Source organism: Cohaesibacter gelatinilyticus (assembly GCF_900215605.1).
Classification (GTDB): domain Bacteria; phylum Pseudomonadota; class Alphaproteobacteria; order Rhizobiales; family Cohaesibacteraceae; genus Cohaesibacter; species Cohaesibacter gelatinilyticus.
This window is the reverse complement of record NZ_OBEL01000004.1, coordinates 106,614-120,667: the sequence shown is the minus strand read 5'-3', so window position 1 is coordinate 120,667 and position 14,054 is coordinate 106,614. Positions and strand designations below refer to the sequence as shown.

At 51.1% G+C, this 14,054-nt stretch carries 14 protein-coding genes; 3 read left to right on the top strand and 11 right to left on the bottom strand.

The window, feature by feature from the left end; genetic code table 11:
- Complete coding sequence (locus CRO57_RS16540) at positions 1-861, bottom strand: sugar phosphate isomerase/epimerase family protein (protein ID WP_097154597.1); 861 nt, start codon at positions 859-861, stop codon at positions 1-3.
- A gap of 128 nt (positions 862-989) precedes the next feature.
- Here CRO57_RS16540 and CRO57_RS16535 point away from each other — a divergent pair, with 128 nt between their 5' ends.
- Entirely contained in the window at positions 990-2,018 is a 1,029-nt protein-coding gene (locus tag CRO57_RS16535) for a LacI family DNA-binding transcriptional regulator (RefSeq protein WP_097154596.1), read from the top strand.
- 10 nt (positions 2,019-2,028) lie between these two features.
- On the opposite strand, the gene CRO57_RS16530 is transcribed toward CRO57_RS16535, so the two are convergent.
- Both CRO57_RS16530 and CRO57_RS16525 read right to left on the bottom strand, forming a co-directional pair.
- The gene (locus tag CRO57_RS16530) at positions 2,029-2,898 is read right to left on the bottom strand and encodes an EamA family transporter (protein ID WP_141401266.1); all 870 of its coding nucleotides are present in this window, start codon (positions 2,896-2,898) and stop codon (positions 2,029-2,031) included.
- Between the two features lie 40 nt (positions 2,899-2,938).
- Positions 2,939-3,892 carry a dihydrodipicolinate synthase family protein gene (locus CRO57_RS16525; protein ID WP_097154594.1) on the bottom strand — a complete coding sequence of 318 codons (954 nt, stop codon included), beginning with the start codon at positions 3,890-3,892 and terminating at the stop codon, positions 2,939-2,941.
- Positions 3,893-4,144: 252 nt separating this feature from the next.
- Between CRO57_RS16525 and CRO57_RS16520 the strand changes: the two genes are divergently transcribed.
- Together CRO57_RS16520 and CRO57_RS16515 are read left to right on the top strand one after the other, a co-directional pair.
- Positions 4,145-4,939, top strand: a complete 795-nt coding sequence (locus CRO57_RS16520; protein ID WP_097154593.1) for an aspartate dehydrogenase — start codon at positions 4,145-4,147, stop codon at positions 4,937-4,939.
- Between the two features lie 9 nt (positions 4,940-4,948).
- A complete protein-coding gene (locus tag CRO57_RS16515) occupies positions 4,949-5,923 on the top strand; it encodes a LysR substrate-binding domain-containing protein (RefSeq protein ID WP_097154592.1) in 975 nt (324 codons plus the stop codon).
- Here the strand turns inward: CRO57_RS16515 and CRO57_RS16510 are convergent.
- The 8 genes from CRO57_RS16510 to kynU all read right to left on the bottom strand — a co-directional run bounded on the left by CRO57_RS16510 (position 5,890) and on the right by kynU (position 14,028).
- Entirely contained in the window at positions 5,890-7,149 is a 1,260-nt protein-coding gene (locus CRO57_RS16510; RefSeq protein WP_097154591.1) for a TRAP transporter large permease, read from the bottom strand. The two genes, CRO57_RS16515 and CRO57_RS16510, sit on opposite strands and share 34 nt — an antisense overlap.
- Positions 7,149-7,694, bottom strand: coding sequence for a TRAP transporter small permease (locus tag CRO57_RS16505; RefSeq protein WP_097154590.1), 546 nt, complete (start codon positions 7,692-7,694; stop codon positions 7,149-7,151). The genes CRO57_RS16510 and CRO57_RS16505 overlap by 1 nt, the downstream gene beginning before the upstream one ends.
- A 77-nt stretch (positions 7,695-7,771) precedes the next feature.
- Positions 7,772-8,755, bottom strand: coding sequence for a TRAP transporter substrate-binding protein (locus CRO57_RS16500; RefSeq protein WP_097154589.1), 984 nt, complete (start codon positions 8,753-8,755; stop codon positions 7,772-7,774).
- Between the two features lie 147 nt (positions 8,756-8,902).
- A complete protein-coding gene (locus tag CRO57_RS16495) occupies positions 8,903-10,420 on the bottom strand; it encodes a tripartite tricarboxylate transporter permease (protein WP_097154588.1) in 1,518 nt (505 codons plus the stop codon).
- 12 nt (positions 10,421-10,432) lie between these two features.
- Entirely contained in the window at positions 10,433-10,855 is a 423-nt protein-coding gene (locus CRO57_RS16490; RefSeq protein ID WP_097154587.1) for a tripartite tricarboxylate transporter TctB family protein, read from the bottom strand.
- Positions 10,856-10,911: 56 nt separating this feature from the next.
- Positions 10,912-11,868 carry a tripartite tricarboxylate transporter substrate binding protein gene (locus CRO57_RS16485; protein WP_097154586.1) on the bottom strand — a complete coding sequence of 319 codons (957 nt, stop codon included), beginning with the start codon at positions 11,866-11,868 and terminating at the stop codon, positions 10,912-10,914.
- A gap of 49 nt (positions 11,869-11,917) precedes the next feature.
- Complete coding sequence (locus CRO57_RS16480; protein ID WP_141401265.1) at positions 11,918-12,748, bottom strand: universal stress protein; 831 nt, start codon at positions 12,746-12,748, stop codon at positions 11,918-11,920.
- A 29-nt stretch (positions 12,749-12,777) separates the two neighbouring features.
- The gene (gene kynU / locus CRO57_RS16475; RefSeq protein WP_097154584.1) at positions 12,778-14,028 is read right to left on the bottom strand and encodes a kynureninase; all 1,251 of its coding nucleotides are present in this window, start codon (positions 14,026-14,028) and stop codon (positions 12,778-12,780) included.
- Between the last annotated feature and the right edge of the window lie 26 nt (positions 14,029-14,054).

Genomic DNA, 14,054 nt, shown 5'->3' with positions numbered 1-14,054 from the left:
TCACACTTGCACCTCCACCTGGCTCCAGCATGAGCGAATGAAATCACCCCCCTCTTGAAACAGGGTTTCGTGATCCTTGAACATGGGCCGCCAGATGCGTGTGGCTGCAGCCAGCTCCGGCAATCCGGAACCAAACGCTTCCAGTACTACCCAGCCATCAAATTTTTGGTCTTGAGCTGCTGCGAATATGCCCGCAAAGTCGATTTGACCAGTTCCCGGAATACCGCGATCATTTTCGGATACATGCAGAACATTCATGACCGAGCCAAGCTCATGGATCGCCTCTGTTTGAGACTTCTCCTCGATATGGGCATGGAAGGTATCATACATGATGCCGAAGGCGGGATGATCAACCATCCCGGCATAGCGCTTGGCTTGCTCAGATGTATTGAGATAATGGCTCTCAAAACGGTTCAACGGTTCCAGCGCCAACTTCATTCCAAGTTTCGTCGCACGTTCAGCCATTCTGTGATGCGCTTCTGCTCCCCGCTTCCATTCATCGGATGTAGGGCCGGATCCGGTAAAATGGCCGATAGGGGCATGGAAAGGTCCACCAATCACTTCTGCTCCCATGGCCGAGGCGCAATCAACAATCCAATCCAGATGAGACACACCTTTCGACCGGACCTCGCTATCTGCGCTGGTTGGATCCGTTTCTGCGTCGGGACAAATGGCTGTACAGGTGCGAGCAATGCCTCTCTTGTCCAACTCGCCACCCAACCATTGATAATGATCCACATCACCGGATAGCAGCGGAATTTCCACTCCGTCATATCCGCACTGCTGCGCCAGATCGATCAGATATAAATCATCGCTCGCAACGAATCCCGTCGCACAAAGCAGATTGACACTCAGCCGCATTCAGACCTCCCAAACAGTCCGGTTTTTCCCGGTTATTTTCCTGCTTGCCATGAAATGTAATCCATTACATTATTATTTGTAAAGGATTACATTTGACCTGATTGCCAAGATCGTTATGAAAGAGACCCATGGAGAAGCATGACACACGGCCCACGATTCAGGATGTTGCACAGATTGCTGGCGTCTCGACCGCAACCGTCAGCCGCACTTTGCAGAAACCGGAATTGGTGAGAGAAAAGACGAGGATAGCTGTTCAGGACGCTGTCCGAAAAACTGGCTATCGCATCAATTCTGCAGCTCAGAATCTACGTCGGAATCGAGCTGGATCTGTCTTGGTAATTGTCCCTGATATCGGCAATACATTTTTTTCTGAAATATTGCTCGGGATTGAACAAATTGCCTCTGAGGCAGGCTACACCATCCTGATAGGGGATGCTTCCAAGGATGGCAGCCGCACAGAAGGGTTGATGGATTTTCTGCGAAATGGCAAAGCTGATGGTGCTCTTCTACTCAATGGCTATCTACCTGACCAAGTGATCAGCAGTTTGCCAACCAGCGATGGCGGCAACATTCCTGTCATTTCGGTTTGTGAGGCTGTTCCCGAAGCCAATATTGCCCATGTTGGCATAGATAATAAAGCGGCAGCCAAAGCAGCCGTTGACCATCTGATTACGCAGGGTCACCAGAAAATCGCCCACTTATCCGGCCCCGAAAGCAATATTCTGACCCAACTGCGTATCAAAGGTTATGAAACTGCGATGCGTGAGGCTGGCCTCGGCGACCATATTTCTATTCTTCCCGGTGATTTCTCTATTCAAAGCGGCATTGATGTCATAGCGCAATTGCTCGACAAACCTGCACGACCGACCGCTCTCTTCTGCGCCAATGATGAAATGGCGATGGGGGCAGCCTTTGGTCTCACCCAAGCCGGGCTAAAAGTGCCAGATGATTTATCCCTGATGGGCTTTGACGATATTCAGTTCGCCCGTACTTTCATTCCACCAATCAGCACCATTCACCAGCCACGCAGCGAAATTGGCAAGCTAGCAATGCATAAGTTGCTGAAAATATTGAATGGCGAGGCAATCACGCAAGAGCATTCCAATCTGGAATTCAGCCTCATTCAGCGTCAAAGCGTTCGGAAAATCCAAACCTAAGATTTATCAATCACACCAGAAATGCCGAACCAGCAAGAACAAACAGAATTGCGAGCAAAAAGCGTAAACTGCGAATATTTTTGTCTCCCATCAGGAGAGCGGCGAAGAGTGTGGTGAAAAGAATGTCGATGGAACCGATGAAGGCAACAATGGCAACTGACGCGGTTTGCAAGGCATAGAGTTGCAGAGTTTGACCAATCGCCAGTGATGTCGCGGTGCAGAGCGGCCAAATCCCTCGATCAATCGTCATATAGTGCAGTTTCTCTCTAGGATTATTCGCTACGAGAGCCAATCCTAAAAAGACAAGCAGTCCGGTTGCAGCTCCAATGAAAGTCGCAAATGCGGGATCAGCCAAGTCTTCTAACCCAGCTCTGCGCAAGACATAGGACAACGCGTAGCAGGCGGCAGAAGCTATCCCCAGAAGCAATCCTTTTGACAGCTCAAGCTGCCCTCTCCTCGCACAGAAGACGAAAACTCCAAAAAAGATCAGAAGTCCCCCAACAAGATCATTGGATACAGGCCATTCTCTGATCAGCAAGATACTGATAGGGATTGCAAAAATCGGGATCAAGCGCCGCGTCATGCTTGCCCCGACCGAGCCAATCAACTCGGTCGAGCGATACATGGTGATACGGCCAAGCACTGTTGAGAAAAGCCCGGCAGCTGCAAACAGCATAACTGCCACAATCCAGATTTCCTGCGCTATTACGTTCTGTTGAGTGGCTTCACTCCCTTTCCACAGAAAGAAGCTGAGAAGAGCCGTCACCACAACAGATAGAAAGACGCCATTATCCCCTTTGGAATCGTGGCGTCCCTTGGCGATTGTCACACCCGCCAGACCGTAAAAGGCGGCAGACAGGATTGCGAGTAGCTCACCCACTGTCAGTCTCCACAATTGGATGAGATCATATAGTCGGGTTTTAGAGCTTCAGCCCACATCCCTCAAAAGCTTCACGAATGACCGCTTTTTCATTCTCGGTCAGCTCCAGCATAGGATGGCGCACGCGGCCGCCGACTTGCCCCAAAAGCTCTTGCCAATATTTGCCAAAGGCTTGCGGTTTGTCCGCAGGACGAGATCGAGCCATGGCATCCCTTACCGGGTTCAGGCTGTCGCAAACCTTGCGAGCTTCGGCAAATTTCCCCTCGAATGCAAGCTGTGTATAGTCATGCATGCGTTTGTCATTTTTGGTCTGCAAGTGATAAGGCGGAGAGGAGCAGAGATAGAGTTTCCAATTCAGCTCCTCGATATTGTCCATCCATTCGTGTTCCGCTGCCGTGGAGACGTGAATCTTGTCGCCAACCATTCCGGTAAGTTTCACATACATATCGCGCGGAACAGAATATTTGATGGCCACAATATTGGGCAAATCTGCAATACGGGCGCATTCTTCCGGTTTCATCAGATAGCCGCTGTCCGGATGGCTCCACATGGCAATTCCAATATCAAGCTTGTCGCAAAGCGCCTTATAATATTGATAAAGCACCTCGCCTCGATCCTGCACGAAGCTCAGAACTGGCGCATGAACCACAATATAGTCCGCACCATAATCTTGGGCATGCTGGGCCAGTTCCAGAACCGTATTGAAATTCTGGTCCGAGACCGACATGATCGTGCCCGCTTTATCACCGCATTCATCGACCGCAATTTCAAAATTGCGCTTGCGCTCTTCCAGGCTCATGGAAAAGAATTCGCCCTGCTTTCCCGCAATGAAAAGGCCTTGAATATCCAGATCATCAACCCAGTGACGAATGTTTGAGCGAAGACCAGCCTCATCCAAAGACATGTCATTATTGAACGGGTTCAGTGCTGCGGCCCAGATGCCCTTCATATTGGCACGGGCATAATCTTTTGCATCATGTTTGGAATATTTCATCACCAGCTTCCTTAAAGCGAGCTCTTATCCGAAAAGCCGAATAACTTTTCGGGAACCGCTGTAACCGATCATCCATCGGCACCAAAAACACCAAGGTGCGAGAGCACACCCGGTTATGTAGGTTGTTCGTGGCGAGTATGGTCTTTGCGTTTGGAAAGACAAATCGAAAGAAAATATCTTGATATAACAAAAACCGTTATCAGAAGCCTTTCAATTCAGCTATTGAATTAGCAACATTGAAAGGACTGCTCCATGAAACTTGCCCTTATCGGCTATGGCACCATTGCAAATTATGTAATTGAGCAACTGGCAAATTCAGAGCATCAGGTGGCCGCAGTCATCGCATCTCCATCGTTCAAGGCACCTGATGGCGATAGGCTCCCCCAAGATCTGCAATTTGCCAGAGCATTTGCCGATATCGAAGGCACAATCGATTTGTTTGTCGATTGCGCCGGACATGGAGGCTTGATGGCTCATGGCGAAGACATTTTAAGAGCTGGCCATGATCTGCTCACTGTTTCCATTGGTGCATTTGCAGATCAAAGCGTTCATGACAGGCTTTATCAGGCCGCCAACGAAGGCGATAGCAATATCATTCTTGCATCTGGGGCCATTGGCGCACTTGATATCCTGCGATCCGCACGAACCGGAACACTGAAATCTGTCTGCTATAAAGGCCGTAAACCACCCAAAAGTTGGAAAGGTTCCCCGGCTGAGAATGTTTTGGATTTGGACGGCGAGTTTGAAGGACCACAACAGCATTTCCGAGGCACAGCACGAGAAGCCGCTCTTCAATATCCAAAGAATGCCAACGTTGCAGCCGCTGTTGCACTCTCCGGTATCGGTTTTGACGAAACCATGGTGGAGCTGGTCGCCGACCCTTCCATTGAACGCAACATTCATGAGATTGAAGCCGAAGGCGCTTTTGGAAAATGCAAATTCGAAATCGAATGCAATCCTATGCCTTCCAATCCCCGCACCTCTGCTCTTGCAGCCATGAGTGTAATCGCTAACATAACCCAATATGCAGAACGGCTAAAATTCTAGGAGCATCCATTGGTCAGTCGGCACACACGAATTGTCGAGAAGGTTCAAACCCGTCTTAAATTCAGACAATTGCGATTGCTTGTCGCCGTAGGGCGACACAACAATATTCAAAGTGCTGCGCGAGATCTGAATGTCTCACAACCCGCTGCGACCAAGATGATCCAGGACATGGAGCTGGATTTTGAAGTGCAGCTGTTCGATCGCACCAATCGCGGTGTCATTCCTACAGAATTTGGCAAAGCTCTGATCCGCCATGGACAATTGATCTTGGCGCAGGTTGCCAATGCCGCGCAGGAACTGGACGACCTCAATGATGGCAGCTCCGGCCGGGTCGTGGTTGGCTCACTCCTTGCCGCTTCCCCCTGGATTCTGCCCAAAGCCATTGAACGCCTGTTGGCAGAGCGTCCCAACGTGATGATCAAAGTGGTCGAAGGCACCAATGATGCCCTGATGCCAGCCTTGCGTACCGGCGAGATTGACATGGTTGTCGGACGTTTGCCCGTCAGCCGCCATCGCGATGGCACTGCTCAGCAAAAACTGTTTGATGAAAGCATTGTTGCCGTAGTAGGGAGCCATCATCCTCTGGCAGAAACCAAAGATCTTAGTTTCGAGCAGCTTAAGGATTACGGCTGGATCCTGCCACCACCTGAAACCAGTTTGCGCCGCCGGGTGGATGGCTTTTTCATCTCACAAGATGTGGCTTCACCTGCTGTATCGCTAGAGTCAGTATCCTATCTGGCCAATCGCGCACTTTTGCAGACCCAACCCCTGATTTCCTTAATGCCGAGCCATGTGCCTGAACAGGATGTGGCTCAGGGCAATCTCGCCATTCTGGATTGGGAAGTTCCCTTTGGCTCCGGTCCGGTGGGGGTGTCCTATAATGCAAAGGCGCGCCTCTCTCCTGCTGCGCAGGCTTTGTTGCGCGCCTTGCAAGATATCGCTGTCGATGCTCAAAGCAGCATCGTCGATAAGGACGGCCAATAACACAGCATGATCAGGATCACCGCCACGGCCAGAAGGAATGGCCAGAGCGAAGCCAAGATCTCGCCTATGCGTGCTCCACTGGCTGTGGAGGCAATGAACAGCCCCACTCCGACCGGAGGCGTCAGCAGACCCAGCACCAGATTGATGCAAATGACCACGCCAAACTGGAACGGATCGATATCGTAAGAACCCGTCGCGATAGGCAGCAGGATCGGCGTGACCAGAATAACTGCTGCAATGCCATCAATCAGCATGCCAACAATCAGCAGCACTGCATTCACGATCAACAGGAACATGAACGGATCGGACGTGATGGTTGTGATCAAGCTGGCCAGTTTCTGCGGCAATGCCTCATAGATTACCACCCAGCCAAAGACATTCGCCGCCGCAATCATGAAAATCACCATGCCAGAATTGACAGCCGTTCGGCGCAACAAGGTGAAAAGGCGCGACAAGGAGAGCTTCTCGGATGAGAAGCGCGCCATCAGGAAGGCCACGAAGGACGCAACAGCAGCAGATTCCGTTGGTGTGGCAATGCCAAACAGAATGCCTCCGATGATCGTCAGTGGGATCAAACTGGCAGGAAGGCAAGAGATAAGGGCAGATATTGCCTCGGATCGCACCATCCACTCCCCTTTGGGAAATCCCTGAACCAAGCCGATGATAGTCACCACCACGGCAAAGGCAAGGGACAATAACAGCCCGGGAATGATGCCAGCAATGAACATGTCGCCGATGGGCAACTGAGCCAATACACCATAAATCACGAACAACATGGATGGTGGGATGACGGGAGCCAACAATCCTCCTGCCGCCGTCGTTGCAGCCGCAAAACCACGGCTATAACCGTCCTTCTCCATGGCTGGCACCATGGCCCGGCTCATGACTGCAATCTGACTGGCTGCAGAGCCGATGATGGCCGCCATGAACATGTTGGCGAGAAGGTTGATATAAGCAAGGCCACCACGAAAGCCACCGACAAAGACACGCGCTGCGTTCACCAGACGCGTTGTCATGCCGCTTTCATTCATCAATTCGCCAGTAATCATGAAAAGCGGAATAGCAAGCAGGCCATAATTCTCAAGACCTGAGAAAAGCTGCTGGGCAAAACTATCGTACAGAACGGTATTACCGCTTTCAAACACATACCAGATGGCTGTCAGGATCAGCACAAATGCAACAGGAACGGCCATCAACAGGCCAAGCGCAAAAACGATAGCAGTCATCAGGATGTTCCAGATTGGTCAGCATGTTGATCGGCAGGATGTAGCAGATTGTTCAGGCTGTGCAGAAACAGGCCAAAGGCAAAGAACCACATGATGAGCCAGACCCAGACCTTTCGGATCGGCAGAGTATTGGTGATCTCGGAATAGATGAAATTGAAGGTTTCACCCTGAAATACTTCGATGTCCAATCCTGCCTGGAGCAAATCCAAAGGCAGAAACCAGCGCCAGCAGAAATAGATCATACCCAGAGCCATGGCGAACAGAATAACATCAACACATCTCATCAATAGACGGCGCTGCTTGTAATCCAAGGCATCCGCCAGAAGTGTCACCGCTACTGAATTCTTGTGATGAATAGCAGCAGATGCCGCAAAAAAGGTCATCCAGATCATGAGATAGATTGCCAGTTCATCCACCCAGAACAGGGCAATGCCAATGGTGCGGGTGATCACATTCAATAGAATGAGAAGAGTAATACCAGCAGCCAGCAATGCAGCGCATTTGAGTTCCAGCTCGGCCCAAAATGTCGAAAATCGCCTGATCATCCAGACCTCACTTTGCCCAGAAAGGGAAAATTACAAAATATAAGGCGCAAGCCCCCACTTGCGCCTTATAGCATTGATTACTTGGTTTCTTCTGCCACTTTACGAATGGCAGCAAGAGATGGTGCTTTCTTGCTCCATTTCGCTTCCCACGCGCTCAATGCGTCCCCAAAGAAATCCGGACCAACTTTCTTGAAAGAACGGTCCGTGCCCTGAATTTTTTGCAACCAGTCAGCTTCCTTGGCGATATAGCTATCAATGGTGCCATCAACATGCTTGGCCATCAACTTGCCAATCATGGCACGATCTTCCTTGGACATGGTCTTCCAGACACGTGCAGAGACAAGCGCCACCATCGGGAACATCATGTGATCGCTCTGAACAATCATCTTGGCATGATCATAATATTTCAGCACCCAGATCAGTTCAGCATCCATATCGATGGCATCCACCTGACCATTGGCAAGCGCGTCATATACACTTGGCAGCGGCATCGGCGTTGGAGCTGCACCAATCGCTTCATAGAAATCAAAGATAGGTGCAAAAGGCGTGATCCGAAGTTTCAGGCCACTCAAATCCTTGGCGGAGGCAACATCCACACGCGATACGATTTGGCGCAAACCTGCCATTCCATAGCCAAGCCCGACCACACCGGCCTTGCCCGGCAGGGTTTTCAAGAGATCTTTGGCTGGCTCTGAGCGCAAGATACGTCCGGCATGACTGATGTCTTTTGCAAGATAGGGCGCATAAAAGGCACCCAGATCAGGTACGCGGTTGGAGACTTCAGCCACTGTCAAAAAGGCCATATCCAATGCACCAGTCTGCAATTGCTGCAGCATTTGCGCTTCATTGCCCAATTGGCGCGCCGGGAAGACCGTAACGCTATGATTGCCACCTGATGTCTTCTTCAAATCATCCGCAAAGCTTTGTGCTGCTTTCGTCCAGATGTGCGGTGGCGGGGTCAACAGGCCGAGGCGGAACTCTGCCGCTTGTGCCGATGAAGCCAGCCCGCAAGCCAGAGCTGCAGCAGCCAAGCCAGATTTCATTACGTTCCAATATTTCATTATCACCTCCCATTGTGAGTGCCACGATGATGGGAGATCTTCTGCAATAACTACAACGAAGAATTTGATATTCTGCCATCGATAAATCTTATACCAAGACAAAGTCGTTCTTGGAAAGGATCCTCGATGGCAGATGGCAAGATCAAATCACGCCCGCTCTCTTGCATTTTTGCCCTCTCTAAAACGCTTGCGCGCAAAGAGAAACAGGAAACATAGATTGACCGCCAGCAGTGCGACAGCAACCGGATAGTTCAACAATTCTGCGGGATGGCCTTCTGTCAGAGAGTAAGCTTGGGAAATGGTCGTTTCAAAACGGCTTCCGAGGAAAAAAGCGATGATGAAGACAATAACGGAATAACCAGCAGCGGTGAGAGCCAATCCGATCACGGTACAAATCAGCATCACATAGATGCCGAACATGCCCCCAGCTCCCAGATAAACGCCAACAATACAGAGCAGCAATGCAATCGAGAAAATGAAAGCCTCAGGCGCCTTCACGACTGTTGCCCAAACGCGCATTCCGACTTGCCCAACCCAGAAATTGAAGAAGTTGGCGATGATCATGGCACCAAATAATCCATAAATGAGTTCGGCTTGCTGTTTGAACAATAGCGGCCCTGGCTGAATGCCATGGATTTTGAAGGCACCGATCAACAGAGCTGCGCCGACGCTTCCGGGAATTCCGAGGGTGAGAAGCGGGATCAAATTGGCCCCAACCACAGCTGAATTGGCGGATTCTGCCGCGGCAATGCCAGCTATGTTCCCACGACCAAAGGATTTGGGATCATCCGAACTTTCCTTGGTCGAAGCATAGGAAATAAAAGCTGCTGCGGTTGAACCGATCCCGGGTAATGCACCAAGCAATGTCCCGATGGAAGCGCCACGCATCATGGCGAAACGACATTCCCAATATTCGACCCATGAGATCTGTTTGTCGGCTTTTGGTTGATCATCCGGAATAACCACTGCAGGGCGAGCAATGCCTATTCCATCAGCAAGGCGGCGCAGAACCTCTGGCATCACAAGAATACCAAGAGCAATCGCCTCCAGCGGCACACCGTCATAAAGCTGGGTGAAGCCGAAAACCAGACGCGGGGTCGCATATTCCGGATCAAGGCCAATAGTCGCAAAAAGCAATCCGAGCAACAGCGCTATGGCACCTTTTGTGACAGAACCACCGACCAGACATACAATGACAGTAAAGGCAAACAACAACAGAAAGAGAATTTCTACAGGACCAAGTTGCAAAGCAACGATTGCAAGTGGCGCCGAGATTGTGATGAGAACGATGTCACTGACCGTATCGCCAGTCACGGAAGAATAGAGCGCCATCCGCATCGCTTTCAACGGCTTCCCCTGCCTTGCAAGTGGAAAGCCATCAAGCGCCGTAGCTGCCGCATCTGGAGTGCCAGGTGTATTGATGAGAACAGCGGGCACCGCCCCACCGACAAGGCCACCCTTTCCTATGCCCACAAGAAATGCAATTCCGACCAACGGGTCCATGACGAAGGTGAATGGAATAGCAATGGCTATGGCCATGATCGGCCCAATGCCCGGCACCGCCCCGACAAACTGTCCGATGACCACACCGGCAAAAATATAGAGCAGAACCATAGGTGCAAAGCTACCGGACAAGCCCGCCATAATCACATCGAAAGGTACCATCTCTAACTTTCCTTATGGAAGCAAACGACCAAGAGCGATTTCGAAAAATGCCCAGATGAGCAGCGGAGAGACAAATGCGCCAAGGATGATCCAAGGAGGCCGACGCTCTCCAACGACCCGAAGCAACAGTCCAGCCATGACGGGTGCCACATATTCAAATCCAAGACGCTTCATTGACCAGACACCCGCTGTGGTGAGCAGGAAAAAGGCAGCTACCTTTGCCATTTGCACCATATCGAAGTCGGTCTCACCATCTGATTGCAGAGCGACAATCGACGCAAAGGCTCCAATCAGAAGGGAATAGAATGTCGGCAGAACAGCGGGCGGAATAGATCCATCCGGATAAACAACATGGGTTTGTGCCGGAATAACCACCCAATACATTGCAGCTGCAAATATCAGAAAAAAAATGCCAGAGGCACGGTGAAGCGACATGGGTCCCCCAACGCAAAATGCCCTAGCCAGCAAAGATCTGGCTAAGGCGTTGTCAATTATTTGGCAAAAAGCTTGCCGATTGGACCAAAGGCATCATGCATCATCTTGCGTGTGCCGTCCGGTCCCAGATTATTTGCAGGCGCACGCACGGTATTCTGGACAACAGTCTTTACGTCTTCATGAGCGACCGCATTCTCCATCGCCTTTGCTAGAGCTTCCTTGGCATCAGCAGGAAGGTTTCCCGGTGCGGCCACATAGAAGTAAGGTGCGATGTAAAAATTGTGACCTGCTTCGATCAGGGTCGGGATTTCAGGCGCATAACTCAAGCGCTTGTCTGAAAGACTGGAGAGAATCTTGACCTGTCCATCCTCGACAAATGGCAGGTGAGCGCCCGTGCCAAATGCCGCATCGACTTGCCCGCCCAACAAGAGCTTAATCATTTCCGCTCCGCTTTCGGCTTTCACCATGCGGAACTTCACACCCTCATCTGCCCCTACTTTTTGCATCACAGCTTTCAGATCCGGAGCATCCCAAGCAATGGAGGCAGAGCCTTTTTCCTTTGCATAGGCAACCAACTCCTCAACAGAGTTGAACTTGGCCTTTGAGCTGGAAATCAGCGATGTTTCAGCCAGTGCAATGGTGCCGATATAATCAAAGCTATCGATTTTGAAGGGTAGAGTGTCCGGCCGTTCATTCAGCATCATGAGCGGCGGAATATTCACGGCCATACCAAGAACAAGACCATTTGGTTTTTCCGAAACCAGACCGCTTAACATGGCGACACCGCCGCCGCCTGGACGGTTTTCTACAACCACATCCCAACCGGTCTGTTTTTCGATTGTCGCAGCCAACACACGCCCCATCGTGTCGGTTTCGCCGCCTGCACCAAACCCGACGCGTAGCACAATCGGCTCATCAGGAGCCCAACCGGCAGCGACAACAGGGCTTGCCAGGGCTGTGATTGACGCCATGGCCGCAATGGCGGTGGCTTTTACAAAGTTTGCAAGTTTCATGGTTTCCTCCCATTCTGAAACTGGTTTTTTCGACAATATTTTACGTTCGTCAGTGCGAAACGAAGGTCGGCAGTGTGATGTTGCGAAGAACCCTTTCGGTGAAGCCACCGGTCAAATCCTCGGCAAATTTGGCGCGTTCATAAGCCCCCATGACAAGCAAGCCGAAGTCAGATGTGTCACAATAATCAAGCAGTGTCGCGGCCGCTCCCTCTCGTTTGAGCGGCAATATCTGATGCTCGGCTCGGATGCCGTGACGAGCAAGAAGCGCGCAGATATCAAGTCTTTTCGGGATGCGATTGAAACAATCCTCTCCAATTGTCACAACCGAGACAAATTCCTTGGTCTCCAGAACATGCATCGCATCCATCATTGCGCGCGCGGCCGTCTTTCCACCGTCCCAAGCAATGACCGCCCTTTCATTGAGCCTTTCTGCCTTATAGCTCTTGGGAGCGATGATCACCGGGCGCGCGGCATCGTAAGCAATGCGATCGGGATGGAGCAGCATTGCATCCTGTTCCGACAAATTTTCATATTGCCCAACCAGCGTGATATCGAACACGCGCGCAAATGTTGCGACACTGCGGTCCGGATCATCCTCAACTTCCAACCAATGCGTTCGATCAGCCGTCAGATTTGCCGTAACCTGTTCATGGAAGCGGCGTCGAACATCCGCCCCATGCCCTTCAAATGTCTCTTCTATGCTTTGGCGAATATGAGCCGACAGCCAAGCAGGCATATGCCTGGTCGTTGATGAAATCCCGTGTGCCATGATGCCAGTCAGATGCGCATCATATTTGCGAGCCATCTGCACACCCAGGTGAAGGGCTGCATCTGATGCAGCACCACCATTGTAAGCGACAAGAATGTTTTTGATTGCCATCCCGTTCATGCTCCCTTGACACCAGATGATCAGGTAACTGTCGCCACGACATTGAAACGTTCATGGGTCCACTCTTTGCTTTTGAGCACATCATGCAAATGATTGGCCGCATCCCAAATATCGACATAGCGCAAGTAGAGCGGTGCAAAACCAAACCGCATCACATTGGGCTGACGGAAGTCGCCAATCACGCCACGCTCAATCAGGGCCTGAACGATGGCATAGCCACCGGTTTCATGGGTAAGAGACACCTGGCCATTGCGCAGGTTCACATCTTTTGGGCTGTAAAACCCAACGCCAAGCTCATCGGCAAATCCATCGACCAGGGAAACAAAGAAATCGGATAGGGCTTTGCCCTTCTCATACAACTCACTGACGCTCACATCGTCAAAAATGGCGAGCCCCGATTGCAAGGCACGCATGGACAGAGTGTGCTGGGTGCCGCACAGTAGGGCGCGCGCGCCTTCACCTTGACGATAGGATTGTTCGAACTTGAAAGGAGCGGCATGGCCGTGCCATCCGGACAATGGCTGGGTGAATTTGCCATGATGACGCTTCGCGGCATAAGCATAGGCAGGAGAACCTGGGCCACCATTGAGATATTTGTAGGTACAGCCGACAGCAAAATCGACATTCAGATCACGCAAATCAACGGGGATCACGCCAGCGGAATGACACAAATCCACCATCACCATCGCCCCCATTGAATGGGCCAGTTCCGTGATGGCTTTCACGTCACGAATGACACCAGAGCGATAATCAACATGGTTGAGCATCACGATTGCGGTGTCTTCATCGATCAGATCTTCAATCGCGTCACCGTCGCTCCCCTCCAGGGCAATACTCACATCCCTGCACGTTGAAGCAACACCTTCCGCCATATAGAGATTGGTTGGGAAAGATGTAGCTTCCGCCACTATCCTCTTTCGGTTCGGCTGCATGGACAGGGCAGCATGCAGTGTTTTGTAAATATTCAGGGACGTCGTATCGCACACAACAATCTCACCCTGCCCTGCACCAAGCAACCTTGCGATCTTATCTCCCAAGGTATCAGTCAGCATGAACCAGCCCGCCGTATTGTGACTGCGGATCAGGCCTTTGGCCCATTCCTCACGCATGGTCACATCAATGCTGTCAAAAACAGATTTTGGTGCTGGCCCGAGGGAGTTGCCATCCAGATAAATCGTGCCTTCCTCAATAAAGAATTCATCGCGCTTGCAGGCTATTGGATCTTTCTTATCCAACATTTCTGCATGCTCACGGCTGATATGAAGAGACATCGACTTTCCTTCTCAAACTATATGTG